The 26,344-nt window shown below is 68.5% G+C and carries 26 protein-coding genes; 9 read left to right on the top strand and 17 right to left on the bottom strand.

Annotated elements, in window-relative coordinates; genetic code table 11:
* Window positions 1-8: 8 nt before the first annotated feature.
* Window positions 9-920 (bottom strand): LysR substrate-binding domain-containing protein, encoded by a 912-nt coding sequence (locus ACFPFG_RS07870; RefSeq protein WP_380105909.1) that lies wholly within the window; start codon window positions 918-920, stop codon window positions 9-11.
* 144 nt (window positions 921-1,064) lie between these two features.
* Here ACFPFG_RS07870 and ACFPFG_RS07865 point away from each other — a divergent pair, with 144 nt between their 5' ends.
* Window positions 1,065-1,835, top strand: coding sequence for a sulfite exporter TauE/SafE family protein (locus ACFPFG_RS07865; protein ID WP_374618850.1), 771 nt, complete (start codon window positions 1,065-1,067; stop codon window positions 1,833-1,835).
* A gap of 10 nt (window positions 1,836-1,845) precedes the next feature.
* On the opposite strand, the gene prfH is transcribed toward ACFPFG_RS07865, so the two are convergent.
* The 11 genes from prfH to ACFPFG_RS07810 form a co-directional block, all read right to left on the bottom strand.
* Entirely contained in the window at window positions 1,846-2,445 is a 600-nt protein-coding gene (gene prfH, locus ACFPFG_RS07860; RefSeq protein WP_183021053.1) for a peptide chain release factor H, read from the bottom strand.
* A complete protein-coding gene (locus ACFPFG_RS07855) occupies window positions 2,436-3,590 on the bottom strand; it encodes an RNA ligase RtcB family protein (protein WP_312375724.1) in 1,155 nt (384 codons plus the stop codon). Before ACFPFG_RS07855 ends, prfH begins: the two co-directional genes overlap by 10 nt.
* A 399-nt stretch (window positions 3,591-3,989) precedes the next feature.
* A complete protein-coding gene (gene tolA, locus ACFPFG_RS07850) occupies window positions 3,990-5,141 on the bottom strand; it encodes a cell envelope integrity protein TolA (protein ID WP_197956947.1) in 1,152 nt (383 codons plus the stop codon).
* Between the two features lie 24 nt (window positions 5,142-5,165).
* Window positions 5,166-5,591, bottom strand: coding sequence for a biopolymer transporter ExbD (locus tag ACFPFG_RS07845; protein ID WP_183017290.1), 426 nt, complete (start codon window positions 5,589-5,591; stop codon window positions 5,166-5,168).
* Between the two features lie 30 nt (window positions 5,592-5,621).
* Window positions 5,622-6,326 (bottom strand): protein TolQ, encoded by a 705-nt coding sequence (gene tolQ / locus ACFPFG_RS07840; protein WP_183017291.1) that lies wholly within the window; start codon window positions 6,324-6,326, stop codon window positions 5,622-5,624.
* On the bottom strand, window positions 6,323-6,739 hold the full coding sequence (gene ybgC / locus ACFPFG_RS07835) for a tol-pal system-associated acyl-CoA thioesterase (protein WP_183017292.1): 417 nt from the start codon (window positions 6,737-6,739) through the stop codon (window positions 6,323-6,325). Before ybgC ends, tolQ begins: the two co-directional genes overlap by 4 nt.
* Window positions 6,740-6,751: 12 nt before the next feature.
* Window positions 6,752-7,936, bottom strand: coding sequence for a pyridoxal phosphate-dependent aminotransferase (locus tag ACFPFG_RS07830; protein ID WP_197956946.1), 1,185 nt, complete (start codon window positions 7,934-7,936; stop codon window positions 6,752-6,754).
* A 104-nt stretch (window positions 7,937-8,040) separates the two neighbouring features.
* Entirely contained in the window at window positions 8,041-8,676 is a 636-nt protein-coding gene (gene nusB / locus ACFPFG_RS07825) for a transcription antitermination factor NusB (protein ID WP_312375730.1), read from the bottom strand.
* Complete coding sequence (gene ribH, locus ACFPFG_RS07820; RefSeq protein ID WP_012204386.1) at window positions 8,673-9,143, bottom strand: 6,7-dimethyl-8-ribityllumazine synthase; 471 nt, start codon at window positions 9,141-9,143, stop codon at window positions 8,673-8,675. The genes nusB and ribH overlap by 4 nt, the downstream gene beginning before the upstream one ends.
* A gap of 3 nt (window positions 9,144-9,146) precedes the next feature.
* The gene (ribBA, locus tag ACFPFG_RS07815) at window positions 9,147-10,268 is read right to left on the bottom strand and encodes a bifunctional 3,4-dihydroxy-2-butanone-4-phosphate synthase/GTP cyclohydrolase II (RefSeq protein WP_183017295.1); all 1,122 of its coding nucleotides are present in this window, start codon (window positions 10,266-10,268) and stop codon (window positions 9,147-9,149) included.
* A 212-nt stretch (window positions 10,269-10,480) separates the two neighbouring features.
* Window positions 10,481-10,819, bottom strand: coding sequence for a 2Fe-2S iron-sulfur cluster-binding protein (locus ACFPFG_RS07810; protein ID WP_374618769.1), 339 nt, complete (start codon window positions 10,817-10,819; stop codon window positions 10,481-10,483).
* Window positions 10,820-11,453: 634 nt separating this feature from the next.
* Here ACFPFG_RS07810 and ACFPFG_RS07805 point away from each other — a divergent pair.
* Together ACFPFG_RS07805 and gshA are read left to right on the top strand one after the other, a co-directional pair.
* Window positions 11,454-12,362: an SDR family NAD(P)-dependent oxidoreductase gene (locus ACFPFG_RS07805; protein ID WP_099752083.1), complete on the top strand. Its 909-nt coding sequence runs from the start codon at window positions 11,454-11,456 to the stop codon at window positions 12,360-12,362.
* Between the two features lie 282 nt (window positions 12,363-12,644).
* On the top strand, window positions 12,645-14,174 hold the full coding sequence (gene gshA / locus ACFPFG_RS07800; RefSeq protein ID WP_183020326.1) for a glutamate--cysteine ligase: 1,530 nt from the start codon (window positions 12,645-12,647) through the stop codon (window positions 14,172-14,174).
* Window positions 14,175-14,181: 7 nt separating this feature from the next.
* Here the strand turns inward: gshA and ACFPFG_RS07795 are convergent, their stop codons facing one another.
* Together ACFPFG_RS07795 and ACFPFG_RS07790 are read right to left on the bottom strand one after the other, a co-directional pair.
* On the bottom strand, window positions 14,182-14,394 hold the full coding sequence (locus ACFPFG_RS07795; RefSeq protein ID WP_183020327.1) for an oxidoreductase-like domain-containing protein: 213 nt from the start codon (window positions 14,392-14,394) through the stop codon (window positions 14,182-14,184).
* Window positions 14,395-14,396: 2 nt separating this feature from the next.
* Window positions 14,397-14,639, bottom strand: a complete 243-nt coding sequence (locus ACFPFG_RS07790) for a hypothetical protein (protein WP_183020328.1) — start codon at window positions 14,637-14,639, stop codon at window positions 14,397-14,399.
* Between the two features lie 167 nt (window positions 14,640-14,806).
* Here ACFPFG_RS07790 and ylqF point away from each other — a divergent pair, with 167 nt between their 5' ends.
* Together ylqF and ACFPFG_RS07780 are read left to right on the top strand one after the other, a co-directional pair.
* Window positions 14,807-15,760: a ribosome biogenesis GTPase YlqF gene (gene ylqF / locus ACFPFG_RS07785; RefSeq protein WP_183020329.1), complete on the top strand. Its 954-nt coding sequence runs from the start codon at window positions 14,807-14,809 to the stop codon at window positions 15,758-15,760.
* A gap of 136 nt (window positions 15,761-15,896) precedes the next feature.
* The gene (locus ACFPFG_RS07780; RefSeq protein ID WP_183020330.1) at window positions 15,897-18,188 is read left to right on the top strand and encodes a putative bifunctional diguanylate cyclase/phosphodiesterase; all 2,292 of its coding nucleotides are present in this window, start codon (window positions 15,897-15,899) and stop codon (window positions 18,186-18,188) included.
* Window positions 18,189-18,220: 32 nt separating this feature from the next.
* Here ACFPFG_RS07780 and ACFPFG_RS07775 read toward each other — a convergent pair whose 3' ends face one another.
* Window positions 18,221-19,417, bottom strand: a complete 1,197-nt coding sequence (locus ACFPFG_RS07775; RefSeq protein ID WP_380105901.1) for a M20 aminoacylase family protein — start codon at window positions 19,415-19,417, stop codon at window positions 18,221-18,223.
* Between the two features lie 245 nt (window positions 19,418-19,662).
* Here ACFPFG_RS07775 and ACFPFG_RS07770 point away from each other — a divergent pair, with 245 nt between their 5' ends.
* Window positions 19,663-20,655: a DHH family phosphoesterase gene (locus ACFPFG_RS07770; RefSeq protein WP_183020332.1), complete on the top strand. Its 993-nt coding sequence runs from the start codon at window positions 19,663-19,665 to the stop codon at window positions 20,653-20,655.
* On the opposite strand, the gene ACFPFG_RS07765 is transcribed toward ACFPFG_RS07770, so the two are convergent.
* Entirely contained in the window at window positions 20,595-21,473 is an 879-nt protein-coding gene (locus tag ACFPFG_RS07765) for a pseudouridine synthase (protein ID WP_183020333.1), read from the bottom strand. The two genes, ACFPFG_RS07770 and ACFPFG_RS07765, sit on opposite strands and share 61 nt — an antisense overlap.
* A 185-nt stretch (window positions 21,474-21,658) precedes the next feature.
* Between ACFPFG_RS07765 and ACFPFG_RS07760 the strand changes: the two genes are divergently transcribed.
* Window positions 21,659-22,657, top strand: coding sequence for a diaminopimelate dehydrogenase (locus ACFPFG_RS07760; RefSeq protein WP_380105898.1), 999 nt, complete (start codon window positions 21,659-21,661; stop codon window positions 22,655-22,657).
* 7 nt (window positions 22,658-22,664) lie between these two features.
* Here ACFPFG_RS07760 and ACFPFG_RS07755 read toward each other — a convergent pair whose 3' ends face one another.
* Entirely contained in the window at window positions 22,665-24,038 is a 1,374-nt protein-coding gene (locus ACFPFG_RS07755) for an MFS transporter (RefSeq protein WP_183020335.1), read from the bottom strand.
* Between the two features lie 90 nt (window positions 24,039-24,128).
* Here ACFPFG_RS07755 and ACFPFG_RS07750 point away from each other — a divergent pair, with 90 nt between their 5' ends.
* Together ACFPFG_RS07750 and cls are read left to right on the top strand one after the other, a co-directional pair.
* Window positions 24,129-24,476: a MoaF-related domain-containing protein gene (locus ACFPFG_RS07750; protein WP_012204400.1), complete on the top strand. Its 348-nt coding sequence runs from the start codon at window positions 24,129-24,131 to the stop codon at window positions 24,474-24,476.
* Between the two features lie 366 nt (window positions 24,477-24,842).
* The gene (gene cls, locus ACFPFG_RS07745) at window positions 24,843-26,291 is read left to right on the top strand and encodes a cardiolipin synthase (protein WP_380105895.1); all 1,449 of its coding nucleotides are present in this window, start codon (window positions 24,843-24,845) and stop codon (window positions 26,289-26,291) included.
* Window positions 26,292-26,344: the final 53 nt, after the last annotated feature.

The following is a 26,344-nucleotide window of genomic DNA, read 5'->3' as shown; positions in this document are numbered from 1 at the left end:
ACGGTTCGCTATGGCTCCGCGCGGCCCAGTCCCTTCAGGTGCGCCAGCAACTGCCTTGCATGGGCCGGCAACTGGTCTTCCGGGGCCGTGCACAGCAGCAGCTGGCGCCGGGCCCAGGCATCGCTCAAGGGCACGGCGCGGGCGCCGCTGGCCGGGGCCAGGCGCTGCGCGGCGGCGGCCGGCAGGACGGCCACGCCCACGCCCTGGCCGACCAGCTGGCAGATGCTGTCCAGGTGCTGCAGCTGGGCGCGCCAGCGCAGCCGTCCTCCCGATGGCCCTCCCAGCAGGGCGGCCTGCTGGCGCACCAGCACCTGCAGGGCGGCATCGTGCGGCAGGCCTACCCAGTCTTCGGTCAGCAGGTCCTGCAAGGCCAGCCGCTTGCGCCGGGCCAGGCGGTGGGCGCGCGGCAGCACGGCCACCAGCGGGTCGGGGCGCCAGGGCAGGGCCTGCAGGCCGCGGGTGTCCTGCGCATCGCTGGCCACGCCGATGTCGCACAGGCCCTGGCGCAGCCGGTCCAGCACCTCGGCGCTGCCGCATTCCTGCAGCTCCAGCGCCACGCGCGGATGGCCGCGCAGGAATCCGGCCACGGCCAGCGGCAGATGCTCGCCCACGGCCGAGGTGTTGCCGCAGACGCGCACATGCCCGGCCAGGCCAGCGCCGTACTCGGCCATGTCGCCGCGCAGCCGTTGCATCCGCGCCAGAACGTCACGCGCATGCTGGCCCAGCGTGTGGCCGGCCGCCGTGGGCCGCACGCCGCGCGCCTGGCGCGCGAGCAGGGCGCAGCCCAGTTGCGCCTCCATGCCGCGCACGCGCTCGCTGGCCGAGGCCAGCGTCATGTGCGCGCGCCCGGCTGCCGCCGTGAGCGTGCCGCAGTCGAGGATGTGGATGAACAGCTGCAGGTCGGTGAGGTCGAATCGCATGGACTATGGTGCTGAAGGATCAGGCCAGGCCTGAGCCTTGGTTTGAAGATTCCCGATTGTGATCCCTTTGATGGCGCGCGAGCATGGCGCCATGAGGTTCAGGAAAGGCCTGAGCCAGGTCAGTGAAAGTGCAGGGTGGCCGTGATGTGGGATGCGTGGTGGGTGCTGGCGGCGGCGGTGGCCGTGTTCGGGCTGGCCGGTGTCGTCAAGGGGGTGGTGGGCCTGGGCCTGCCCACGGTGTCCATGGCGCTGCTGGCGCTGTTCATGCCGGCCGGGCAGGCGGCGGCCTGGCTGCTGCTGCCATCCCTGGTGACCAATGTGGTGCAGATGCGGCCCCTGCCATCGCTGCGGCCGCTGCTGCGGCGCCTGGGCTGGATGCAGCTGGGCATTGTTGCGGGCACGGTGGGCGGCATGCTGTGGTGGGGCCCGGTGGGCGAGGCCGCCGTGGCGCGCACGGCGCTGGGCGTGGCCCTGGTTATTTATGCCCTGTGGGGCCTGTGGGGGCCGGGCTTGCAGTTGCCTAAGAGGCATCAGGCCTGGCTGGGTCTGTTGTGTGGTCTGTTGACGGGCGGGATCACGGCGCTGACCGGCGTGTTCGTGGTGCCGGCCGTGGCTTTTTTGCAATCGCTGGCGCTGGGCCGGCAGGCGCTGATGCAGGCCATGGGCCTGTGCTTCACGGTGTCCACGCTGGCGCTGGGCGCGGGCATGGCGCTGGCGCAGGGGCCGGGCCATGCCGCTTCGTCCTGGACGGGCTGGGGGGCCACGGCCCTGGTTTCCGCACTGATGCTGCTGCCCGCCCTGGCCGGCATGGCCTGGGGCGAGCGGCTGCGCCAGTCGCTGTCGCCCCAGGTTTTCAAGCGCGTGCTGATGCTGGGCCTGCTGGCCCTGGGCATCTACATGTGCGCCAGGGGCTAGCCCCGGGCGTTCAGGCGCGGAACACCTTCACGGGGCTGCCGCGCTCCACCTCCCAGTGCTGCTGGCTGCGCGTGCGCCGGGCCTGACCCTCGCCCTGCGCGTTGAGGCGCGCCAGCTTCAGGGCCAGCAGCTCGCGCGCCAGCCGCTTGTTGGCGTGCTGGCTGCGCTCGCTCATGACCTTCACCGAGATGCCGCTGGGCACATGCAGGGCATGGACGGCGGAGTCCGTGGTGTTGACATGCTGGCCGCCCTTGCCCGAGGCCTTGCAGGCCTGGAAGACGATCTCGCCATCGGCCGGCAATTGCCGGGGCGGCTCGCACTTCTGCACGGCAACAAACCAGTTCCTGCGCGGGTGATGGGGGCGCAGGGGACTGTCGAAGACCCACTGGATGGTGCCCAGCCAGGCGCCCAGCGTGCCGTGAAGCAGGCCGGTGTCACCCTCGCAGCGCAGCAGCACGGACTTGTAGCCGGCCGCCGTGGGCGTTTCCTCCAGTACGTCCACGGCGATGCCGCGAGCAGCGCAGTCGCGCAGCAGCTCGCGCAGGGTCAGGCGCACGGCATGCTCGCACTCGGCGGGGCCGTGGGATGCGGTCAGCTGGATCAGCAGCATTGCATGGCTCCCTTCTTGTAGGTCAGCAGGGGGCGCAGCCGCGCCACCAGTTGCACCAGGCCGGCTGCCTGCAGGCTGGCGACCACGGAGTCCACGTCCTTGTAGGCCTGGGGGGCCTCCTCGTAGACCAGTTCGCGGTCGGCGCAGACCACGGCGCTGCCGAATTGGGTGCGCAGCAGCTCGTCCAGCGTGAAGCGCGGGCGCAGGCGGCCCATGCAATCGGTGCGCGCCCACTTGCGGCCAGCGCCGTGTGCCAGCGAGTGCAGTGCCTCGTCACGCCCGGCCACGGGCCGCACAAGGTAGCTGTAGTCGCCGCGCGAACCCGGAATCACCACCAGACCCTGGTCGGCCGGCGTGGCGCCCTTGCGGTGCAGGAAGCCGTCTTCTCCGCGCCAGTGGTGGGCGATCACGTGGTTGTGGGTGATGTCCAGCAGGGCCTGGCCGCGCGTGCGCAGGGCGCGCAGCAGGCGTGCCGCAATGCTGGCGCGGTTGAGCTGGGCGAAGGCGATGGCGGCCGCGTGCTGGCGCAGGTACTGCGTGGCGGCATCGCTGCTGGCGGCCAGGCCGTCGTGGCTGAATGCCTCCACATGGGCGCGCAGGATGGCGCCGCCCAGCCCGCGCGAGCCGCTGTGCACCATGAGGTGCACGCGTTTCCTGTCGAGCGCCTCGTCCTCGTACAGCGTGTCCACCACCTGCAGTTCGGCAAAGTGATTGCCGCCGCCAATGGTGCCCAGGCTGTCCTGCAGATACGCCAGGTCGGCCACGCCGCTGGCCTGGGCGATGTGCTCCAGCTGCTGCATGTCAACGGCGTCCAGCAGTTCCTGGGGCAGGGGGCCGTCGATGTTGCCCACTGCCTTTTCCAGCTTGGGGGCCGAGGTCTTGTGCGCCGCCAGCTCCGTGCTGTACAGCGACATGCCGCAGCCGATGTCGCCGCCGACCAGGGCCGGGTAGAAGCGGCCCACGGAAAAGAAGGCCGCCCCTACCGGGTAGCCCCGGCCCGGGTGCAGGTCCGGCAGGCCCACGGCGGCGCGCATGCCGGCCAGGTTGCGGGCCGTCGTTTGAAGTTGTTGGATGGCGGCGTCTTCAATCCAGACGCCGCGGTTGGCGAACACCTCAATGTAGGTGTCCGAAAGGGAATTGCCCATGAATGGCTTTCGATCGAGTGCTTGGGGCACATTCCGGCAGATGCGGAATGCGCAACGGGCAGTCGCCGCAAGCTCGATGGACAGGCATCAGGAAAAGCGCACGCGCAGCCGAAAGCCGGGCCTCTTGCGGGGCCGGGAATCAGGTCTGCAGCGTGGCCTGGAGGCGCTAGGGCTTCAAGCGTGCACGACTGCAAAGGGACGTGTCGAATGGGACATGGGTTCTCTCCTTTGCGATGGTGGACGGGTGCCGCGAATGCGGCAAAGACGGGGATGCTAGGGACAAGCGGCCGGTGCCGCAAGCGAAGTCGCAGGCGCGTGGCGGATTGCATACAACGCAAGATGGAAAAAGCCCCGCAGGCAGGTACCGGCGGGGCTTTTTGATGAAGGGCCTGTGCCCGTTCAGTCCTGCGGGCGGAATCCGATGACCAGGTCCGAAGGAACGCGGCCATCGATGTCGCGCGGCAGCGTCTCGGTCTTTTGCAGGGCGCGGATGACGGCGTCGTCCCAGGCCTTGTTGCCGCTGGACTTGGCAATGGTGGCGCCAGTGATGGTGCCATCGGGCGCGGTGCGCACGCGCACCTCGGCCCGCGGGTTGCCGCTGATGGCGTCCGGGTAGACGATGTTGGGCTTGACGCGCGCAGCCACCTTGGCGCCGTAGCCGGCCGAGGGGCCTCCGGCCGAGCTGCCCGAGCCACCGCTCTTGCTGCCACCCGCGCCTTCGCCGGCCGAGCCGCCGCTGCCGGCCAGGCCCTGCATGCGGCGGATGTTCTCCAGGCGGCGTGCCTCGGCCTCCTTGGCCTCGCGGGCTTCCTTGGCAGCCTGTTCCTTCTTGCGCTTGTCCTCGGCGGCCTTCTTCTCGGCTTCGGCCTTGGCAGCCTTTTCGGCTTTTTCCTTGTCGGCCTTCTCGGCTTTCTCGCGCTCGGCCTTGTCCCTGGCAGCCTTTTCCCGGTCCGCCTTTTCCTTTTCGGCCTTGTCCTTCTTTTGCTGCTCCAGGCGGTCCTTGCGGTCCTGCTCGGCCTTGTCCTTTTTCTGCTGCTCGAGCTTGTCGCGGCGGTCCTTCTCGGCTTTTTCCGCCTTCTCGCGCTCGGCCTTGTCCTTGGCCGCCTTGTCGGCCTTTTCCTTGTCCAGGCGCTCCTGGCGTTCCTTCTCGCGCTGCTCACGGGCGGCCTGTTCGGCGCGCTCCTTCTTTTGCTGCTCGATCTTGCGCTTCTTCTCCAACGCGATCTCGGCCTCGTGGTCGTCGTCCACGGCCTGCGGCTTGGGAGGTGGGGGCGGTGCAATCACGGGCGCGGGCGGCGGCGGTGGCGGCTGGGGAACAGGCTCGGGTGCAGGTGGCGGCGGTGGCGCAGGCACGGGCAGGGCGGGAGCGGGTGCGGCCGTGGACCAGAACTCGGCCTCGACCATGGGTTCGTCGGCCTGCTTCGGGGGGCGCACGGTCCACAGCATGGCGGCCACAAGCAGCCCGTGCGCTGCCGCGGCCAGGGCCCACGAGCGCGTGCGGCCGCGCGTGCGCGGCGGTGCGAACTGGTCGTGGTCTTGCAGGTTGGGCATGGGATCGAAGGTGGGCGGCGCTGCTTACTGGGAGGACTTGACGCCGAAGGCCACGCGCTTGACGCCTGCCGACTGCAGGGCCGACATGGCGGCCATCACCGTTTCGAAGGGCAGCTTCTTGTCGGCCGAGATCAGCACGGCGCTGTCGTCGCTTTGCTGGCTCTGCCAGTCGCGGGCGGCCGTACCCAGTTCCTTGAGCGTGACGGTCTTGTCGAGGTTGCCTGCCTTGATGCGGATGCCGCCGTCCTTGTCGATCATCACGTCGGCGCGTTTCGGGGGCGTGCGCGCGGCCTTGCCGGCGCTGGGCACGTTGATGGAGCCGGGCGTGAGCATGGGGGCCGTCACCATGAAGATGATGAGCAGCACCAGCATCACGTCGATGAAGGGCACCATGTTGATCTCGTTGACGGTGCGGCGGCTGCGGCCGCCGCGCGAGGCTACTGCGGGCATGTGCTCACTCCTTGCTGGCTGTGCGCGAATTCAATGGCCGGACGCGGTGCTGGAGCCGGTCGCACCCACGTTGCGCTGCAGGATGTTGGAGAACTCTTCGATGAAGGTTTCCTGCTGGCTGGCCACGCGGTCGATCTGGTGGGCATAGCGGTTGTAGGCCGTGACGGCCGGGATGGCGGCGAACAGGCCCATGGCCGTGGCCACCAGCGCCTCGGCAATGCCGGGGGCCACGGTGGCCAGCGTGATCTGCTCCATGTTGGCAAAGCCGGTGAAGGCGTGCATCACGCCCCAGACGGTGCCGAACAGGCCGATGTAGGGAGAGACCGAGCCCACGGTGCCCAGGAAGGACAGGCCCGACTCGACCTCGTCCATCTCGCGCTGGAAGCTGGCGCGCATGGCGCGGCGCGTGCCGTCCATCAACTGGTTCACATCGGCGATGCGGCGCTCGCGCAGCTTCTGGTATTCGCGCATGCCGCTGGCGAAGATGCGTTCCATGGGGCCGCCCTGCTTGGCATGGTGAGCGGCCGAGGCGTAGAGATCGTTGAGGCTGGTGCCCGACCAGAAGTCCTGCTCGAAGCCGTCGTTGAGCGAGCGCACGCGCTTCAAGGTCTGGGACTTGCGGAAGATGGTGGCCCAGCTGGCCACCGAGGCGCCCACGAGGATCAGCATGACCAGCTGCACGACCCAGCTGGCCTGCAGCACGAGGCTGAGTATGGACATGTCATGGGAGTTCATGAGAGTTGCTCCAGGATGCGGTTCGGAATTCTTGCGGGGCGCATGGTCGAGCCATCCACCCATCCAATGCGGATCGTGCCTTCGCACAACAGGGGCGGCGGCGCCTTGCCATCGCCGGCGGATGCCAGCAGCGCCTGCTGCCGTATTGTCAGCGAAGCGCGCCCGCTGCTTTGCAGCGCGGCGGTAACAAGGAGTTGGTCATCGAGCCGGGCCGCCCGCAGGTATTGCAGCTGGGCCTGGGTTACGACAAACATGCCGCCCGTTTGTTCCCGCAACTGCTGCTGGCCTATGCCCAGGGCGCGCAGCCACTCGGTGCGGGCGCGCTCGAAGAACTTGAGGTAGTTGGCGTAGAACACGATGCCGCCGGCATCGGTGTCCTCCCAGTAGACGCGGATGGGAAATTCGAAGGCCATGTGCGGCGGCCCTCAGGCCAGCAGGCGCTGCAGGCGGCGCACGGCCTCCTGCAGCTGTTCCATGGAGTTGGCCGTGGAAAAGCGCACGAAGTCGGCGGTCTCGAATGTGCCGAAGTCGCGGCCCGGCGTGATGGCCAGGTGGGCGCGCTCCATGACGGCGTAGGCAAAGTCCCAGCTGCCCTGGACGCCGAGCTTGGCGGCAGCGGCACGGCAGTCGGCCCAGGCGTAGAAGGCGCCGTCGGGCTGCACGGGCACGGGCAGGCCCAGGGCCTCGAGCGCGGGGATGAAGAAGTCGCGCCTGGCCTTGAACTCGGCGCGGCGGCGCTCGTACTCGGCAATGGACTCGGGCTCGAAGCAGGCCAGGGCGGCGCGCTGCGAGACGGTGCTGGCGCAGATGAAGAGGTTCTGCGCCACGCGCTCGACCACGGGCACCATGGCATCGGGCACCACCATCCAGCCCAGGCGCCAGCCCGTCATGTTGAAGTACTTGCTGAAGCTGTTGATGCTGATCACGTCCTCGCCCAGCGCCAGCGCAGTCTGGCCGAAGGCGTCGTCATGCGACAGGCCCAGGTAGATCTCGTCGATGATGGTCAGCCCGCCCCGGGCGCGCACCACGTCGAGGATGCGGCGCAGCTCGGCCGGCGCGATCGAGGTACCGGTGGGATTGGAGGGCGAGGCCAGCAGCACGCCGCGTGTGTGCTCGTTCCAGGCGGCCTCGACCTTGTCGGCGCTCAACTGGTAGCGTTCGGCGGCCGTGGTCGGCACCATCACGGCCCGGCCTTCGGCTGCGCTCACGAAGTGGCGGTTGCAGGGATAGCTGGGGTCGGGCATGAGGATTTCGTCGCCCGCGTCGATGGTGGCCAGGCAGGCCAGCTGCAGCGCGGCCGAGGCGCCGGCCGTGACCACGATGCGCCGCGCCGGCACATCCACGCCGAAGCGCTGCGCATACCAGTGGCTGATGCGCTCGCGCAGCTGGGGCAGGCCCAGGGCCGGCGTGTATTGCGTGGCGCCGTCCTGCACGGCGCGCGCTGCGGCCTCCTGCACCAGCGGGGGCGCGGTGAAGTCGGGCTCGCCGATGTTCAGGAAGATCATCGGCGTGTCGCTGTCCGCGCAGCCGCGCGCCATCTCCTGCGCCGCCTTGGCGATCTCCATCACGTAAAAGGGCTCAATGCGGTCGGCGCGGGTCGAAAACTTCATGACGGGTGAAATCCTGGAAGAGGCGCCCGCGCCCGGCAGGCGCGGGCGGGCCATGGATGGCCGGATGCGGCGGGGCCTGTGCCCCGAAGACCCGAGGCGCGGCGTCAGCCGGCCTGGTCGGCAGTGTCGTCCGCTGCTGCGTCCGTGGCGGCATCTGCTGCCGCGTCGGTGGCAGTGCCTGCCTTGGCGGCCGCGGGCTGCGCGGGCGCGGCGCCCTTGCCCGCACGGTCATGCTCGACTTCGGCCGCGCGCAGCGTGGGCGCCAGGCCGTTGAGCACGGCGTTCACGTATTTGTGGCCGTCGGTGCCGCCGAATTCCTTGGCCAGCTCGATGCACTCGTTGAGCACCACGCGCCAGGGCACGTCGGGGCAGTGCTGGAATTCATACACGCCGATCCACATGCTGGCGTGCTCTATGGGCGAGATCTCGGCCATGGTGCGGTCCAGCTTGGGGGCGATCAGCGCGTCCAGGTCCACCTGGGAGTTGATGCAGCCGCGCAGCAGCGCGTCGTAGTGCACCGAGTCGGCCTTGTGAAAGCCGGACAGGTCGCGCGTGAAGCGGTCGATGGCCTCCACGTCGTTGCCGCCCACCAGGTGCTGGTACAGCGCCTGCAGCGCGAATTCACGCGCGCGGCTGCGGTTGGACTTGGAGGCGGCCTTGCGCGCGCCGGTGCTGGTCAGGCCGCCGCGGCTTTGGCGGGGAGGGCGGCCCGAGGCCGGTGTGGATTGTTCGTCGCTCATGTTCGGGCTATGGTTTGGAGCAGGTTGGCCATCTCCACGGCGACCCGGGCCGCATCGCGTCCCTTTTCGGTCTGGCGCGCGATGGCCTGCTCGGTGTTCTCGGTGGTGATGATCGCGTTGGCGATCGGCAACTGGTAGTCCAGGGCCAGGCGCGTGACACCCGCGCCCGATTCGTTGGCCACCAGCTCGAAGTGGTATGTCTCCCCACGGATGATGCAGCCCAGCGCCACCAGGGCGTCGTAGCGGTCGGACTCGGCCATCGCCTGCAGCGCCACGGGCACTTCCAGGGCGCCGGGCACGGTGACGTGGTCGATGTTTCCGGCCTGCACGCCCAGGGCCAGCAGCTCTTCGCGGCAGGCCTGGGTCAGGCTGTTGGTGATGCTTTCATTGAAGCGGGCCTGGACGATGCCGACGCGCAGCTGCGCGCCGTCGAGGTTCTGGGCCTGGCCCTTTTCTGCATTCAACATTTCTTATTCCTTGGGGATGTAGCCGCTGATCTCGAGGCCGTAGCCGGCCATGCTGGGCAGGCGGCGCGGCTGGCCCATGAGCTGCATGCGCTGCACGCCGCATTCGCGCAGGATCTGCGCGCCCACGCCATAGGTGCGCAGGTCCATGCGGCCGCGCTCGGGTGCCTGGGCGGCACGGGCGCTGCCGTCGAACTGGGCCATCAGCTGGTCGCCGGTCTCGCCGCAGTTGAGCAGCACGGCCACGCCGTGGCCCTGGCGGGCGATGTATTCGAGGCTGGAGTCCAGGCTCCAGGAGTGCAGGGTGCGGCCGGTCTCCAGCGCATCCAGCACGGACAGCGGCTCATGCACGCGCACCGGCACGGGGGTGTCGGCTTCCCACCGGCCCTTGACCAGTGCCAGGTGCACGGATTGGCTGGGCAGGTCGCGGAAGGCATGGGCGATGAACTCGCCATGCGCCGTCTGCAGCGGGCGCGTGCCGACCTTGCTGAGCAGGGATTCGTTGCGGCTGCGGTACTGGATCAGGTCGGCGATGGTGCCTATCTTCAGGCCGTGCTCGGCAGCGAACAGCTGCAGGTCGGGCAGGCGGGCCATGGTGCCATCGTCCTTCATGATCTCGCAGATCACGGCGGCGGGGCTGCAGCCGGCCAGGGCGGCGAAGTCGCAGCCGGCCTCGGTGTGGCCGGCGCGCATGAGCACGCCGCCATCGACGGCCTGCAGCGGGAAGATGTGGCCCGGCTGCACCAGGTCCGTGGGCTTGGAGTCCTTGGCCACGGCGGCCTGCACGGTGCGCGCGCGGTCGGCGGCGGAGATGCCGGTGGTCACGCCCTCGGCCGCTTCGATGGAGACGGTGAAGGCCGTGCTGTACACGGTGCCGTTGCGCGCGGCCATGGGCGGCAGCTTCAGGTATTCGCAGCGCTCGCGCGTGAGCGTCAGGCAGATCAGGCCGCGGCCGAAGCGCGCCATGAAGTTGATCGCCTCGGGGGTGACATGGTCGGCGGCCAGCACCAGGTCGCCTTCGTTCTCTCGGTCTTCCTCATCGACGAGGATGACCATGCGGCCCGCGCGCATGTCGGCAATGATGTCTTCCACCGGCGAGATGGGCACGGGGGACGTGGAGTTGTTCATGGAGTGCCTTCTGGAGGAGCCGGGTCGTGCGGACGGGGCGCGGCACACGCGCCGGCTCCCTCTGCCTGGCAGGCGTCAGAAGTGGGCTTCCAAAGAACGTGTGGCGCGGCGCAGCCGCTGTCGGCAATCGGCATGACCCGGAATGACCTTGCGAAAGCGCACATTCTATTCCAGCGGCCATCGGCCGCAGGCGGCGCGGGCTTTGGCCGGGTTCAGGGGCCGGGGTCCTGCAGCACCACATCGCCTTCGGGATAGGCGATGCAGGGCAGCACGCAGCCCTCGGCCCGCTCCTCGCGCGTCACGCCCGGCCATTCGATCTCGTAGCGCACGCTGCCCGAGACCAGCTGCCCGATGCAGGTGCGGCAGGTGCCGTTGCGGCAGGAGCTGGGCCAGTCCACGCCGCCCTGCTCCAGCGAATGCAGCAGCGGCTGGTCGGCCCAGGCATCGACCTGCAGGCCGCTGGGCGTGAGGCGGGCGGTGAAGAAGGGCGGGGAAAAAGGGGAGGAGGCGGGGGGAGGTGTGGGGGAGGAGGTAGGTGAATCCTGGCTCATGGGCGTCTGCTTTGGATGGGATCTGCCGAGCCTGCATTTGTATGCGATACGGAGCAGGTCGGTGCAGGTCCGGAATTCCGGTGTTTGCCTGTTTTTTAGTCAATCGCAGGGCTTGTATTTCAAATCAATGACTTAACCGCGAAATCAGGCCGTTGCAGCCGCTTGTCCACATGCTTGTCCAGTACGGATGGGGGTAAATGCGTACATACGGGCTGCGCGGTGGATAAGCGGGACGCGGCCCGAAAATCCGGGGTCTTCTGCCTGTTTTTTAAGCGGGCTGCATGTTTTTCTTTTGAATCAATGACTTGTGTGGCTTATCCCGACCGCTGTGGAAGTTGTTCACAAGATTGTTCAGGGTGAGACGGGATAAGTCGGGCAGACGACTTGTGGATTTGGTTAAAAAATAGGCAAAAGAAAAAAATCCATTCAAAACAACCGCTTGGGCCACCAGTCCCGGGCCAGCACATGGTTGTCCACAGGCTTGTCACGAAATGATGGGGACAAGGCCGGCAGGCCTGCCGCAGTCGCTTGGGCAACCGGAATGAAGGCGGCGTCCGTCTACATTGCTGGGTGACCGGCGCCTTGCCATCCGGCGGGCGGAGCCGGCATCCAATGCAACAAAGGGAGCATCTCCATGGCGATTGAGTTTGAAGGCCGCGTGGCCATCGTGACGGGGGCCGGCGGCGGCCTGGGGCGCCTGCATGCGCTGGCGCTGGCGGCGCGCGGCGCCAAGGTGCTGGTCAATGACCTGGGCGGCGCGGTCGATGGCAGCGGTGGCTCGGCCACGGCGGCCCAGGCCGTGGTGGACGAGATCCGCGCGGCGGGCGGCCAGGCGCTGGCCAATGGCGCGTCGGTCACCGATTTCGCGGCCGTGCAGGCCATGGTGCAGCAGGCCGTCGATGCCTGGGGCCGCGTGGACATCCTGGTCAACAACGCCGGCATCCTGCGCGACAAGAGCTTCGCCAAGATGGACATGGACGATTTCCGCCTGGTGGTGGAAGTGCACCTGATGGGCGCCGCCCATTGCTGCAAGGCCGTGTGGCCGCACATGCAGGCGCAGAACTACGGGCGCATCGTGATGACCACCTCGTCCACGGGCCTGTACGGCAACTTCGGCCAGGCCAACTACGGCGCGGCCAAGCTGGCCCAGGTCGGCCTCATGCAGACGCTGGCCATCGAAGGCGCCAAGCACGGCATCCACGTGAATGCGCTGGCGCCCACGGCGGCCACGCGCATGACGGAAGGCCTGATGCCCGAGGCCGTGCTGGCCGCCCTCAGGCCCGAGGCCGTGGTGCCCGCCATGCTGGTGCTGGCCCACGAAAGTGCGCCCACACGTACCACGCTGTGCGCAGGCGCGGGCGGCTTCGAGGCCGCCTTCATCACGCTGACCGAAGGCGTTTACCTGGGCCAGGGTGACCAGGTGCCGGAACAGCTGGCCGCGCAACTGGCCCAGGTGCTGGACCGCAGCGGTGAGCAGGTGCCCGCCAGCGGCGCCGCCCAGGGCACGCTGGAAGTGGGCAAGGCCATGGCAGCTGCCCGTTGATGAAGCGGGGCGGTCGCGCAGCGTCCGGCGGCGGCCCCGCCGCTTGCCGGCCTGCCCTTGCCCGGCGTCAAGACGGGGCCGGGCAGGAGGGCGAAACTCTGACATATTCCTTTCGCTCGCGGCGATGCCATGCGGGGCAACAGGCCAAAACGCGTGGTTAAGCGGACAGGCACCATCGCGTTTCCTGCCGTTTCTCTATCATTCGGCGTCCGGGTCGGGTCCGCCGGGAATCCTGGTGGTTTCCGTGTGGGCCGGTGCCCATCAACGAATCGGTAAACAAGAATGAAAACATCGCAGGCATCCATGGCGGTTCCCGATCCCCAGCGGCTCAAGGGCATACGCCGTGGCATAGAAAAGGAGGGCCTGCGCGTGCTGCCTTCCGGCAGCCTGGCGCTGACGCCGCATCCCCTGGCACTGGGCTCGGCGCTCACGCATCCGCACATCACCACCGACTACAGCGAATCGCAGATCGAGCTGATCACGGGCGCGCGCCTGGGCGTGCAGGAATGCCTGGACGAGCTGGTGCAGATCCACCAGTTCGTGCTGCGCAGCCTGCGCGATGCGGGCGGCGAGATGCTGTGGTCGTCCAGCATGCCCTGCCAGCTGCCCACGGACGAGACGATTCCGCTGGCGCGCTATGGCTCCTCGCATTCGGGCCGATCCAAGAGCGTGTACCGCATGGGCCTGGGCCATCGCTATGGCCGGCGCATGCAGACCATCTCGGGCATCCACTACAACTGGTCGCTGCCCGGCGTGGCCAGCGAGCAGTACTTCTCGCTGATCCGCAATTTCCGGCGCCATGCCTTCGTGCTGCTGTATCTGTACGGCGCATCGCCCGCGCTGTGTGCCTGTTTCGTCGAGGGGCGCGAGCATGGCCTGCAGCCGCTGGGCGATACGGGCCAGGCGCTGTACCTGCCCCATGCCACCTCGCTGCGCATGGGCCGCCTGGGCTACCAGAGCGATGCGCAGGCCAGCATCAACGTCAGCTACAACGGCCTGGAAGGCTATGCGAATTCGCTGCACGAGGCGCTGACCCGTCCCTATCCCGCCTACGAGATGCTGGGCGTGCGCAATCCGGGCGGCGACTACAACCAGCTGGGCACGGGCCTGCTGCAGATCGAGAACGAGTTCTACGGCACCATCCGTCCCAAGCGCACCGTCAGCCGTGGCGAGCGCCCGCTGCATGCCCTGCGCGAGCGCGGCGTGGAGTATGTGGAAGTGCGCCTGATGGACCTCGATCCCTTCGAGGATGTGGGCATTGCCGCCCCCACCATGCGCATGCTGGACGTGTTCCTGCTGCACTGCCTGAATGCCGACAGCCCGCCCGATACGCCGGCCGAGATCGCCGAACTCAAGCACAACCAGCACCTGACCGCCGAGCGCGGCCGCGAGCCCGGCCTGCAGCTGGTGCGCGCGGGCCGCGAGGTGCCGCTGCGCGACTGGGCCCATGAAGTGCTGGACCAGTGCCGCCCCTATGCCCAGGCGCTGGACAGCACGCACGGCACGCAGGATTACAGCGCCGCGCTGGCCCAGGCGCTGGAGCGCCTGGAGCATCCGGAGCGCACGCCTTCGGCCCATGTGCTGGGCGAGCTGACGGGCGAGTACGGCAACAGCTTCTCGCGCTTCACGCTGGCCCGGTCCGAGCAGGCCCGCGATTCGCTGCTGGCCCTGCCCTGGAGCGAGGCGCAGCAGCAGCGCTTCGAGCAATGGTCGGCGCAGTCCGTGCAGGACCAGCGCGACATCGAGGCCGCAGACACGCTGTCCTTCGAGGAATGGCGCCTGCGCTACATGGCGCCCGAGAACCTGCGCTGACCGTGCCTCAGCCAGGTCCGCCGCTCAGGGCCTGGCCTGCATCCTCGCACCAGAACAGCACGGCGTCGTAGAAGCCTTCCCAGACGCAGCCGTTGCAGCCGCGGCCGCAGCAGCTGGTGGGCTGGGGTGGCGCCGGGCGCAGTGCAATGCCCGCAGCCCGGGCACGCTGCTGCCACTGCCCGATCTGCGACAGCGCCTGCTCCAGCGGGCCCTGCACCATGCTCAGCGCCGCGCCTTGCTGCGGCGCACCGCAAACAGCACGATGAAGGCCGTGCCCAGCAGCAGGGCGAACCAGCCGACCAGGTACGACTGGGCCATCATCTGCACGATGCCCCCGGGTGCCATGAACTGCGGCGCCAGCAGGATCACCAGCCCGATCACGGCGCAGGTCACTCCCTTGATCAACAGTTCGATGTCGGCCTTGCGCGAGGCGGAGCGGGAAGTGGGGGTATCGGGCAAGGACATAGGCAGTGAGGCGGGGCGTAAAAGCGGGGGACAATTGCGGCTTGCGCAAGAAAGAATGAAGCCTGCGGTTTGCGCTGGTGCGCAGCGCGATGCTCCATCCTGTCTGCGCAAGCCATGAATTATCCTTGCGCCCCTGCCAGTTCCCCCGTTTCCCAGAAAGTAATCCCATGGCCATACAGTGGTTCCCCGGTCACATGAATCTCACGCGCAAGGTGATCACCGAGCGCGTCAAGGAAATCGATGTGGTCATCGAAGTGCTGGATGCGCGCCTGCCGGGGTCGAGCAGCAACCCGCTGCTGCAGGAGCTGACGGGCCACAAGCCGCGCCTGCAGGTGCTCAACAAGCAGGACCTGGCCGATGCCGCGCGCACGCCGCTTTGGCTGGACTGGTACAACGCCCAGAGCGACACGCGCGCCATTGCGCTGGACGCCTCCGAGCCCGCGCCCACGCGCCGGCTGATCGAGGCCTGCAAGCTGCTGGCCCCGAACCGTGGCGGCATGGCCAAGCCCATGCGCGTGCTGATCTGCGGTATTCCCAACGTGGGCAAGTCCACGTTGATCAACTCCATGAGTGGCAAGCGGCAGGCCAAGACGGGGGACGAGGCCGGCATCACCAAGCTGGAGCAGCGCATCGTGCTGGCCGACGACTTCTACCTCTGGGACACGCCCGGCATGCTGTGGCCGCGCATCATCGTCGAGCAAAGCGGCTACAACCTGGCCGCCAGCGGCGCCGTGGGCCGCAACGCCTATGACGAGGAACTGGTGGCGCTGGAGCTGCTGGGCTATCTGCAGAAGACGTACGCGGACCTGCTGGAGGCGCGTTACAAGCTGGGCCTGGACAACGAACGCATTGCCGCCCTGCATGACGACGAACTGCTGGACGCCATCGGCCGGCGCCGCGGCGCCATGATGAGCGGCGGACGTGTCAATCTGCAAAAAGCTGCCGAGCTGGTGCTCACGGATTTCCGCGCAGCGATCCTGGGCCGCATCACGCTGGAGACACCCGACGAATACGCGCAGTGGCTGGCCGTGGGCCAGGCACGCGATGCCGAGCGCCAGGCCCGCAAGGACGCCAACAAGGCGCGCAAGCGCCCCCCGCGCGAGCGCAAAAGCGCGCCTTGAACCACCGCCGGCCAGCGCCGGCATCCCCCGTTTGGTGCAAGAGGACGTCCGACCGGGGCGGTGGCACAAGCACCACAGCCGTTGGCGCCACTGGCCGCTAGCATGTTGATTGTTCTTTCTCAGTCGGGGCTTTTTCATGCGGCGTCATCGAGTCGAGGCGGAAATCCATTTGTCCCTGCGCCGGGTCGTTCTGGTCGGCAGCCTATGGATCACCAGCCTCACCGTGCTCCTGGCCATGGCGCTTCTGACGCAGGACCCCATTCCCTGGCCCAGCGTGCGGCTGAACCTGGTGGCCGCCGGCGTGAGCTTCGGCGCCGTGCTGCTGGGCTGGCGCCGGCACTGGAGGCTGGCCTCCAATCTTCTGGTCTGGGGCACCTGGGTGGCAGCCGTGACCGTGGTGGCCGCCACGGGCGGCGTGCAAAGCAGCTCGGTGCTGGCCTTTCCGGCCTTGCTCGTCATGTGCGCCTGGGTGCTGGGCGTGCGCACCACGCTGGCCATGCTGGTGCTGTCCGTACTGGCCATGGCCGCGTTCTGGGTGGCGGGCCGCGAGGGGGTCGACTGGATAGGCCAGCGCGAGACCTCGCCCGTGTTCTCCATGCTGTACTTCGTGGGCATGCTGGGGCTGACGGGCACGGTCACGCTGATGGCAAGGCGCAGCCTGATCCGCCGTGCCCAGGAACTGCAGGACACGCTGGGCTCGCTGGAGCAGCACCAGGACGATCTGCGCAAGTTCTACCGCGCCGTGGAGCAGAACCCCGAAAGCATCGTCATCACCGACGTGCACCAGAACATCGTCTACGTGAACGAGGCCTTTTTGCAGCGCACCGGCTTTGCGCGCAACGAGGTTCTGGGCCAGCCCACGCACCGCTACTCCACCATGGGCCTGGACGCGCCTGCATGGGAAGAGGCCTTGCACCAACTGGGCCGGGGCGCGCTGTGGCGCGGGCAGATGACCAACCGCACGCGCCAGGGCGAGGACCTGCCCGAGGCCGTGCTGGTGGCGCCCATACGCGCCTCGGATGGCAGCATCGTCAACTATGTGGAACTCAAGCAGGACCTGTCCGAGCGCATGCGCGCGGAACGCCAGATCCATGCCCTGGCGCATTTCGATGCGCTCACCGGCCTGCCCAACCGCCTGTCGCTGACCCAGCGCCTGCGCGCGCTGGCGCGTGAGTTCCGCGACGGCGGCAAGGGTGGGGAGCCGCGCCACGGCCTGCTGCTGCTGGACATGGACCGATTCACCGCCTTCAACGATGTGCGCGGCACGGTGCGTGGCGATGCGCTGCTGGGCGCGCTGGCGCTGCGCCTGGCCGATGCCCTGCCCGACGGCGTGCTGCTGGCCCGCATGGGCGCCGACGAATTCGCCGTGCTGCTGGAGAAGGCCGGCCAGGAGGCGGCAGAGGTGGACCAGCACATGCGCGCCCTGGCCCAGGTGCTGCAGGACGCGCTGGAGCGGCCGCTGTGGCTGGAGGAAACCGGCGAGGAAGTGCAGGCCAGCTGCAGCATTGGCGCGGCCAGCTTCGCCGCCTCGCGCACCGACAGCGGTGGCCATGATGTGCTTCGCCGCGCGGGCGTGGCCCTGCACCAGGCCAAGCAGGCCGGCCTGGGCCAGGTCGTCATCTTCCAGCCCGACATGGCCGAGGCCGTGGGCAAGCGCTTTCGCATCGAAAAGGACTTGCGCCGCGCCATTCCTGCCGGCGAGCTGCAGCCTTATCTGCAGTCCCAGGTGGACCATGCGGGACGCTGCGTGGGCGCCGAGGTGCTGGTGCGCTGGAACCATCCGCGCCTGGGCATGGTCGAGCCCGGTGATTTCATTCCCGTGGCCGAGGAATCGGACCTGATCGTGCAACTGGGCGACTGGATGCTGGAGCAGGCCTGCCGCATGCTGGTGCGGCCCGAGTTCGTGCAGCAGGGCTGGCGGCTGTCGGTCAACGTCAGCTGGCGGCAGTTCCGCCAGCCCGACGTGGTGGACAAGCTCAAGCGCATCCTGGCCGCAACCGGGGCCGACCCGCGCCGCCTCACGCTGGAGGTCACCGAAAGCGTGGTCATGCGCGATGTGGACGAGGCGCGCGAGCGCATGGCCGAGCTGCAGCTGCTGGGCGTGGAGATGGGGCTGGACGACTTCGGCACCGGCTATTCATCGCTGGCCTATCTGCAGCGGCTGCCGTTCCGTGAACTGAAGATCGACAAGTCCTTTGTGCAGGACTGCCATACCTCGCCGGGCAATGCCGCCATGGTCGAGGCGATCCTGCTGCTGGCCAGACGCCTGCGCCTGCGCGTGGTGGCCGAAGGAGTGGAGACCGAAGAGCAGGCCGGCACGCTGCGGGCCTGGAACCAGGACGTGCTGTTCCAGGGCTATCACTACGGCCGGCCGCTGCCAGCCGTCGAATGGGTGGACCTGCAGCTGGGCGCTCCGGCCGGCGTGTGAGAGCGGGCGCAAGGGCCTGCGTGTGACGGCGTTCAGGCCCCGGACTGTTCCAGCCAGCGGCGCGCCAGCAGGTCCCAGAAGCGCGCGCCGCGCCCCAGGTTGTCGTCATTGAAGTCGTAGCCGGGGTTGTGCAGGCCCACGCCGGGCTCGCCTGTGGCGGGGCCGTTGCCTATCCAGCCATAGGCGCCGGGCACGGCCTCCAGCATGAAGCCGAAGTCCTCGGCCGTCATGGCCGGCAGGATGTCGGCGTGGGTGCGGTCCTCGCCCACCGCCTCACGCATCACCTCGGCCATGAAGCGGGCCTCGTGCGCGTGGTTGGTGGTGTTGGGGTAGCCGGGCTTGAGGATGAATTCCGCGCGGCACAGATGGGCCGCTGCCACATGCTCGCTGATGCGCTGCATGCCTTCGATGAACATCTGCTGCGTCTCGGCCCTGAGGGCGCGCACCGTGCCGAAGATGCTGGCCTCGTCGGGAATGATGTTCTCCACCGTGCCGCTGGTGATCTTGCCCACGGTGAGCACGGCGCTGTCCAGCGGATCGGTGCTGCGCGACACCAGGCTCTGCAACTGGCCGACGATGGCGCAGGCCACGGGAATCGGGTCCAGCGTGGTGTGGGGCATGGCCGCGTGGCCGCCCTTGCCGTACACGCGGATCTCGAAGCGCAGCGTGGAGGCCATGATGGGCCCCACGCGCACCGCCATCTCGCCGGCAGGCAAGGCAGGCCAGTTGTGCAGCGCGAACACGGCCTCGCAGGGGAAGCGGTCGAACAGGCCGTCCTCCATCATGGCCTTGGCGCCTGCGCCGCCTTCCTCGGCGGGCTGGAAGATCAGGTGCACCGATCCATCGAAATCCGGCTGCTGCGCCAGCAGCGTGGCCGCGCCCAGCAGCATGGTCGTGTGGCCGTCATGGCCGCAGGCATGCATGCAGCCCGGGTTCTGGCTGGCGTGGCCGAAGGCGTTGAGCTCCGTCACCGGCAGCGCATCCATGTCGGCCCTTATGCCGATGCTGCGGCCCGGGTTGGCGGCGCTGCGCCCCCGGCCGTGGATGCTTGCCACCACGCCGGTCCTGCCCAGCCCGCGGTGCACCTGCAGTCCCAGCGCCATCAGGTAGGCCGCCACCTTGTCGCCGGTGCGGTGCTCCTCGTAGCGCAACTCGGGGTTGGCATGCAGGTCGTGGCGGAACTTCAGCAGGGAGCCGAGATGGGGGGTGATGTCGGGTGTGGATCGCATACAGGGGCCGCGGCGGCCTGCACGCCCGGCGGGTCCGCAGGCGGTCGCAGCAATTCAATGACAAGGCGGACATGATAGGTCCTGGGATTTGCCTGCGGCGCCTGCTGCGTTGATAGGCCTTGTACTGCCCAGGCTTTGCGCTACGTTCCTTGCGAGCAGCCCGCACAGTGCCCGGCTGCCCAAGGGGGCCCGGGCGCTGGAGCAAGTGCAGGGGAATGGCGCCAGGCCCGACAATCGCCCCCATCATGAAAAACACCATTCTGCCCCTGCAATTGTTCGTGCGCCCCGAGCATGACGATCCCCAGCCCCTGATCCTCTACCATGGCCGCCGCTGCCCCGACGGCTACGGCGCGGCGCTGGCGGCCTGGCTGTTCTACGGCGGGCAGGCCGAATTCCGGGGCCTGGACCATGGCGAGATCCAGAAGGCCGACGATCTGGGCGAGCTGGCTGGCCGCGCCGTCTACGTGCTGGACTTTGCCTTCGAGCCCGAGCTCATGGCCGAGATCGAATCGCGCGTGGCCAAGCTCGTGGTGCTGGACCACCACAAGAGCGCCGCCGAAAAGCTGAGCGGCTACCAGTGCCGCTGCGGCGTCGTGCACTTCGACATGAACAAGTCCGGCGCGCGCCTGGCCTGGGAGTTCTTCCAGGCCGACAAGCCCGTGCCCGGCCTGATCCGCTTCATCGAGGACCGCGACATCTGGAAGTGGGAATTCGCCGAGAGCGCGGGCTTTCTCGCGGCGCTGGACATGGAGCCGCGCAGCTTCGAGCGCTGGGCCGAGATCGCGGCCTTCACGCCAGAGCAGGAAGCCGCCTTCATGGCGCGCGGCGGCGCCATGGACGAAAAATTCCAGAAGCTGTGCGCCGACATTTCCGAGGCGGCCCAGCCCCTGGTCTTCAACGGCATGCAAGGACTGATGGTCAACTGCCCGGGCATGTTCCACAGCCAGGTCGGCGACCTGCTGGCGCGCCAGAGCGGCAGCTTCGCGCTGATGTGGCATGCCAGCACCAAGGGCGTGAAGATCGGCCTGCGCTCGCGCTCGGAGTTCAACTGCATTCCGCTGGCCGAGAGCTTCGGCGGCGGTGGCCATGCCCAGGCCTGCGGCTTCAAGATGGGCAACGAGCGCCTGGTGGAGCTGCTGTCTGGCGTGCTCAAGGCCGATGCCTCGGCCGACTACGCCTATGTGGCAGCGCCGCTGATGGAGCAGCCCGACGCGGGCGCGCCTGCCGGATCTGTCTGATCCAGCGGCCCCGGCCGGGCTGTTGCCGGCAGGCCCGCACAGGCCTGCCAGCCGGGCAGGGCGCACAGCGCGCGCCAGTGCTGCACATCGGTCACATGGCCCAGTTGCTGCCAGTCGGCCTCGAAGCGCAGCGGCTCGCCCGTCATCGGGTGCGCCAGCTCCAGCGCATGGGCGTGCAGCCACAGCCGCTGCAGGCCCAGCCGCTCGGCCCACCAGCGGTTCAGCGGCCCCTTGCCATGCGTGGCGTCGCCAATGATGGGATGGGCCACATGCTTGAGATGGCGGCGTATCTGGTGGCGCCGGCCCGTGGCGGGCAGGGCCTGGACCAGTGAAATCCGTGTGGCCGCGTGGCGCGGGTCAAAGGCCTCGGGCCATTCCAGGCGCGCCAGGCAGCGCAGCGAAGTCTGTGCGGGCTGGGCTGGCGCGTCCTCGGGCGCATCGTCGGGCCTGAGCGCGTGGTCCACCTCCACCGCATCCGGCAGCCAGCCCCGCACCAGCGCCAAGTAACGCTTGTGCACTTGCTGCCCGGCAAAGGCCTGGCCCAGCCGCTGGGCGGCCTGTGAATGCAAGGCCATGACCAGCACGCCGCAGGTGCCCTTGTCCAGGCGGTGCGCGGGGTATACATGGCAGCCCAGCTGGTCGCGCAGGGTTTGCAGCACAAAGCGCGTCTCGTGCGCGTCCAGTCCCGTGCGGTGCACCAGCCATCCTGCGGGCTTGTACACCGCCACCAGGTGCTCGTCGCGCCAGAGGATGCGCAGCGGTGCATCGTCGGGCGCGGAGACATCGGATGGGGAGAGGGACGGCGGGAGCGGGAACATGAGGGCGTGAGTGTAGGCGCTCTGCCGCGCAAGAGCATCCAGCCGGGCACTACCTGCGCGCAGGGCAACGCAGTGCTGCCTCCCGTTGTATGACTGGCGGCTTCGGGGCGATGCAAGATCGCGCCAGGTTCTGCGCCGCCGCGTGAACCGGAGTTTCTGAACCCCTCTCAAACGCACCACACCGCATGGACCATCGCAGCACCGCTCCCATCCGCATCGCCATCGTCGGCCACGGCAATCTGGGCCGTGGCGTGGAGGCGGCCATTGCCCGCAACCCCGACATGGCGCTGGCCGGCATCTACACCCGCCGTGATCCGGCCCGGCTGTGTCCGCTGCAGCCCGGCACGCCCGTGCACGGCATGGACAGCCTGCTGGCCCATCGCGCCGGCATCGACGTGCTGGTGCTGTGCGGCGGCTCCAAGGACGACCTGCCGCAGCAGTCGCCCGCGCTGGCCGCGCATTTCAGCCTGGTGGACAGCTTCGACACCCATGCGCGCATTCCCGGGCATTTCGACCGGGTGGATGCGGCCGCCCGCGCGGCCGGCACCACGGCGCTGATCTCGGCGGGATGGGACCCGGGCATGTTCTCCCTGCAGCGCCTCATGGGCGAGGCCCTGCTGCCCGATGGCGCCACCTACACCTTCTGGGGCAAGGGCCTGAGCCAGGGGCACTCGGACGCCATCCGGCGCATTCCCGGCGTGGCCGGGGGCGTGCAGTACACCATTCCCGTGGACGAGGCCGTGCAACGCGTGCGCAGCGGCGTGCGGCCCGAACTGTCCGCGCGCGAGCGCCACCGGCGCGAGTGCTTTGTGGTGCTGGAGCAGGGGGCCGATGCCGATGGCGTGCGCCAGGCCATCGTCGGCATGCCGCATTACTTTGACGAATACGACACCACGGTGCATTTCATCAGCGCCGAGGAACTGGCCCGTGACCATGCAGCCATGCCGCATGGCGGATTCGTCATCCGCAGCGGCCGCAGCTCGCAGGGGCTGCACCACTCCATCGAATACCGCCTGCAGCTGGACAGCAATCCGGAATTCACGGCCAGCGTGCTCGTGGCCTGTGCGCGCGCCGTGCACAGGCTGCAGCAGTCGGGGCAGACGGGCTGCAAGACCGTGTTTGACGTGGCGCCCGGCCTGCTGTCTCCCAGGAGCGCGGCCGAGTTGCGCGCCGAACTTCTCTAGCCTGGCCCTAGCCCTGGCCCACGCGTGCAGCGTCTTCCAGCCGGTCCACGTCGCGCAGCGGCTTGAACAAGGTCATCCAGCTGCCGACCACGCCCAGCGTGCACAGGCTGCCCACCACGGCAGCCGGCACGGCGCCCAGCCAGGCGGCACTGGTGCCGGCGCGGAATTCGCCCAGTTCGTTGGACGAGCCGATGAACAGCATGTTCACCGCGTTCACGCGCCCGCGCATGGAGTCGGGCGTGGAAAACTGCACCAGGGCCGAGCGGATGTAGACACTCACCATGTCGGCTGCGCCGGCCAGCATCAGGGCGGCCATGGACAGCCAGAACCAGTGCGACAGCGCAAACACCAGGTTGGCCACGCCGAAGATGGCCACGGCGGCGAACATCACGCGGCCCACATGGCGCTGGATGGGACGGGCCGACAGCCACAGGCCCATGGCCACCTCGCCCACGGCCATGGACGAGCGCAGCAGGCCCAGGCCTTCCGGGCCTACCTTGAGCACCTCGTGCGCATACACGGGCAGCAGGGCCACCACGCCGCCCAGCAGCACGGCGAAAAGGTCCAGCGAAATCGTGCCCAGGATGATGGGGCGCGTGCGGATGAAATGGATGCCTTCGCCAAAGCGCTGCCACAGCGAGCCGCCCGCCGGCGCCATGGCCCCGGCAAAGCGCACGGGCACCGTGCCGAGCAGCAGCACGGCCAGCACCAGGGACACGCTGCAGACCGCATAGGTCAGCACGGCGCCGCCCCAGGCGTAGAGCAGGCCGCCCAGCACGGGCGCGGCAATGGCGGCCGTGCGCATCAGCATGCTGTTGGTGGCCAGCGCCTGGGCCAGTTGCTCGCGCGGCACGATCTGCGGCAGCAGGCTTTGAAGGGCCGGCCCCGTGAAGGCGCGGCTGCAGCCGAACAGCACCAGCACGGCATAGATCCAGTGCACATCGTGCACGGCCGCGCCCTCGTGCCAGGACAGCCACAGCAGCAGCAGGGAGCACAGGGCCGCCACGGACCAGCTGCCCGACAGCAGGCGCTTGCGGCTCATGCGGTCGCTGAGGTCGCCGGCCGGAATCAGCAGCGCCAGCATGGGCAGGAACTGGGCCAGTCCCACGTAGGCCAGGGACATGGGGTCGCGCGTCAGGTCATACACCTGCCAGGCCACGACCACCGCCTGCATCTGCTGGGCGAACATGGACAGCATGCGCGCCATGACGAAGGGGACGAAGGCGCTGCTGCGCAGGCCGGCAGCGAGTCTGTCGGCCGATGAGGGGGGAAGCGGGGAGGAGGGCAAGATCGGATATCCGTGGAGGAGCACGCGCAGTATCTGCGAAATGCCGGCGCCTTGCTGGCCATGCCGCCTGCTCCGCGCTGCCGACGAAGGCATGCGGCCTGCTCCCACAAACACCTGCGGCGCGGCGCGAGAATATGCCATCACGGGTCAGGCCAGAACCCCGCATCAGAGGAGCAACACACCATGTCCATGTTGTCCATGCAATACGCCGGCACCTTGATCGGGCGCGAAGCGGTCATCGACTTCCCCGACAGCAAGGCTGATGTGCGGTACACGCCGCAAGGCCAGATGGTCTGGCATGTGGTCGATTCCCTGGGCCATGTATCCGATGGCTGCGAACGGCTCAGCTACCTGCAGGTCAGCGACAGCCTGCACTTCCTCAACTGGATCGAGAAAACGGGCTTCACCGTCAGCCAGGTCATCGACACGGCCCAGGGCACGGTGCAGGCCTTCTGGTCGTTTGCCGACCCGGCCAGCGAGGGCGGCCACCGCTCCTCCATGTTCGTCGAAGGCCGTTTCCGCTTCCGTTGAGGCGCCCGCCTGCACGGCGCAGCCCGGCCGCGTGAAACATTGCGGCAGCTGCGCGATCTGCCTGTTTTTTCAGCGCCTGCGGCAAACCCATGGCTGGCGCGGCAATGCAGGGTTGTCCCGAAGCTTGTCCACAGGCAGGCCCACAGTCGCTGGGCATAACCGTCACGCTGCGGTCATTTTCGTCATGTAGCGGAAAAGTTCCTGGAATGTGGGTGTGCACTATCGTTGAATCCAAGGATCGGCGGGTGCATGGAATTCCGGTTCATTGCCTGAGGCGAGGCCGGCCGCGCGCAGATCCAGGTTTGCCGCCGTGAAACATCCCTTCCGCCCAATCCCGTCCGCAGGGCCCCCGGCTATGCTGGCTGCATGACCTGGCTGTTTCTTGCATTGCATCTGCTGCTCATTGCAGGCTTTGGCCTGCGCATCCTGCTGCGCGACGATGTGCGGCCCGACGTGCGCATGGGCTGGCTCACCGTCATCGTGCTGCTCCCCTATGCGAGCTGCGCGCTGTACTACCTGTTTGGCGAGGTGACGCTGCGCCGCCGAGGCCGGGCCCGGTACCGCAAGGTGCAGGACTTTGCGCCAGGCGCCCCGGTCACGGGCAGCGGCGTGCCGGTGGCGGGCATCGCGCCGCAATGGCAGGCGGCCTTCGGCTACGCGGCGTCCATCAACCGCTTTGCCGTGCAGCCGGGCCACGCGGCGCAGCTCATGGCCGATGGTGCCCAGGCCCGCGCCCGCATGCTGGCCGACATGGAGGCCGCCCGGCAAGAAATCAACGTGCTCTACTACATCTGGCTGGCCGATGACACGGGAACGGCCGTGGCCCAGGCGCTGGTGCGCGCGGCGCGGCGTGGCGTGGTCTGCCGCGCCATGGTGGACGGGCTGGGCTCGCGCGCGCTGCTGCGCTCCGACCTCTGGCAGCAGATGGCGCAGGCCGGCGTGCAACTGGCCGTGGCCCTGCCGGCCAGCCATCCGTTCAGGGTGATGTTCACCAGCCGGCTGGACCTGCGCAACCACCGCAAGATCACCGTGATCGATGGCGTCATCACCTATTGCGGCAGCCAGAACTGCGCGGACGAGGCCTTCGCCGTGAAGGCCCGCTACGCGCCCTGGGTCGATATCATGCTGCGCCTGCAAGGCCCGGTGGTGGCGCAGATGCAGCAGGTCTTTGCCAGCGACTGGGCGCAGGCGCGCAGCGCGGACCATGGACTGTCCATGCCCCTGGCCGCCGAACCCGAAGCAGGGCCGGCCGACATGCCCGCCGAAGGCTTTGCCGCCGTCGTCATTGCCGAAGGCCCGGCCGAGCGGCCGCGCTCCACCTCGCAGCTGGTGTCCACCCTGCTGGCCAGTGCGCGGCGCGAAGTGGTGATCTCCACGCCCTATTTCATCCCCGACGCCACGGTGCTGGAGGCCCTGTGCGCCGCCGCCTGGCGCGGCGTTCAGGTCACGCTCATCCTGCCGGCACGCAACGATTCCTGGATCGTGGGCGCGGCCAGCCGCAGCACCTACCGCTACCTGCTGCGGGCCGGCGTCATCGTCCATGAATTCCGCCCCGGCCTGCTGCATGCCAAGACCCTGTGCGTGGACGGGCAGGTGGCCCTTGTGGGCTCCACCAACCTGGACCTGCGCAGCTTCGACCTGAACTTCGAGAACAACGTGCTGCTGCAGGACGAGGCCGTGACCCGCGCCATCCGCCAGCGCCAGGGCGACTATATCCGCCAGTCCGACCGCATCACCGCCGCCCAGGTCCACGCCTGGCCCTGGGGGCGCCGCATCTGGAACAACCTGCTGGCGATGCTGAGCCCGGTGCTGTGAGCCTGCAAGGAAAAAGGCCTGCGCAATGCAGGCCTTGATCTGGACTTGCCGAG

It is taken from the genome of Delftia deserti (assembly GCF_042653485.1).
Classification (GTDB): domain Bacteria; phylum Pseudomonadota; class Gammaproteobacteria; order Burkholderiales; family Burkholderiaceae_C; genus Comamonas; species Comamonas acidovorans.
This window is presented reverse-complemented; position numbering and strand designations above follow the sequence as displayed.

Excerpts from the sequence above, each read along its gene's own strand:
- ACFPFG_RS07870 (WP_380105909.1), bottom strand. The coding sequence starts at position 920 with ATGCGATTCGACCTCACCGACCTGCAGCTGTTCATCCACATCCTCGAC.
- ACFPFG_RS07865 (WP_374618850.1), top strand. The coding sequence starts at position 1,065 with ATGTGGGATGCGTGGTGGGTGCTGGCGGCGGCGGTGGCCGTGTTCGGG.
- prfH (WP_183021053.1), bottom strand. The coding sequence starts at position 2,445 with ATGCTGCTGATCCAGCTGACCGCATCCCACGGCCCCGCCGAGTGCGAG.
- ACFPFG_RS07855 (WP_312375724.1), bottom strand. The coding sequence starts at position 3,590 with ATGGGCAATTCCCTTTCGGACACCTACATTGAGGTGTTCGCCAACCGC.
- tolA (WP_197956947.1), bottom strand. The coding sequence starts at position 5,141 with ATGCCCAACCTGCAAGACCACGACCAGTTCGCACCGCCGCGCACGCGC.
- ACFPFG_RS07845 (WP_183017290.1), bottom strand. The coding sequence starts at position 5,591 with ATGCCCGCAGTAGCCTCGCGCGGCGGCCGCAGCCGCCGCACCGTCAAC.
- tolQ (WP_183017291.1), bottom strand. The coding sequence starts at position 6,326 with ATGAACTCCCATGACATGTCCATACTCAGCCTCGTGCTGCAGGCCAGC.
- ybgC (WP_183017292.1), bottom strand. The coding sequence starts at position 6,739 with ATGGCCTTCGAATTTCCCATCCGCGTCTACTGGGAGGACACCGATGCC.
- ACFPFG_RS07830 (WP_197956946.1), bottom strand. The coding sequence starts at position 7,936 with ATGAAGTTTTCGACCCGCGCCGACCGCATTGAGCCCTTTTACGTGATG.
- nusB (WP_312375730.1), bottom strand. The coding sequence starts at position 8,676 with ATGAGCGACGAACAATCCACACCGGCCTCGGGCCGCCCTCCCCGCCAA.
- ribH (WP_012204386.1), bottom strand. The coding sequence starts at position 9,143 with ATGTTGAATGCAGAAAAGGGCCAGGCCCAGAACCTCGACGGCGCGCAG.
- ribBA (WP_183017295.1), bottom strand. The coding sequence starts at position 10,268 with ATGAACAACTCCACGTCCCCCGTGCCCATCTCGCCGGTGGAAGACATC.
- ACFPFG_RS07810 (WP_374618769.1), bottom strand. The coding sequence starts at position 10,819 with ATGAGCCAGGATTCACCTACCTCCTCCCCCACACCTCCCCCCGCCTCC.
- ACFPFG_RS07805 (WP_099752083.1), top strand. The coding sequence starts at position 11,454 with ATGGCGATTGAGTTTGAAGGCCGCGTGGCCATCGTGACGGGGGCCGGC.
- gshA (WP_183020326.1), top strand. The coding sequence starts at position 12,645 with ATGAAAACATCGCAGGCATCCATGGCGGTTCCCGATCCCCAGCGGCTC.
- ACFPFG_RS07795 (WP_183020327.1), bottom strand. The coding sequence starts at position 14,394 with ATGGTGCAGGGCCCGCTGGAGCAGGCGCTGTCGCAGATCGGGCAGTGG.
- ACFPFG_RS07790 (WP_183020328.1), bottom strand. The coding sequence starts at position 14,639 with ATGTCCTTGCCCGATACCCCCACTTCCCGCTCCGCCTCGCGCAAGGCC.
- ylqF (WP_183020329.1), top strand. The coding sequence starts at position 14,807 with ATGGCCATACAGTGGTTCCCCGGTCACATGAATCTCACGCGCAAGGTG.
- ACFPFG_RS07780 (WP_183020330.1), top strand. The coding sequence starts at position 15,897 with ATGCGGCGTCATCGAGTCGAGGCGGAAATCCATTTGTCCCTGCGCCGG.
- ACFPFG_RS07775 (WP_380105901.1), bottom strand. The coding sequence starts at position 19,417 with ATGCGATCCACACCCGACATCACCCCCCATCTCGGCTCCCTGCTGAAG.
- ACFPFG_RS07770 (WP_183020332.1), top strand. The coding sequence starts at position 19,663 with ATGAAAAACACCATTCTGCCCCTGCAATTGTTCGTGCGCCCCGAGCAT.
- ACFPFG_RS07765 (WP_183020333.1), bottom strand. The coding sequence starts at position 21,473 with ATGTTCCCGCTCCCGCCGTCCCTCTCCCCATCCGATGTCTCCGCGCCC.
- ACFPFG_RS07760 (WP_380105898.1), top strand. The coding sequence starts at position 21,659 with ATGGACCATCGCAGCACCGCTCCCATCCGCATCGCCATCGTCGGCCAC.
- ACFPFG_RS07755 (WP_183020335.1), bottom strand. The coding sequence starts at position 24,038 with ATGCCTTCGTCGGCAGCGCGGAGCAGGCGGCATGGCCAGCAAGGCGCC.
- ACFPFG_RS07750 (WP_012204400.1), top strand. The coding sequence starts at position 24,129 with ATGTCCATGTTGTCCATGCAATACGCCGGCACCTTGATCGGGCGCGAA.
- cls (WP_380105895.1), top strand. The coding sequence starts at position 24,843 with ATGACCTGGCTGTTTCTTGCATTGCATCTGCTGCTCATTGCAGGCTTT.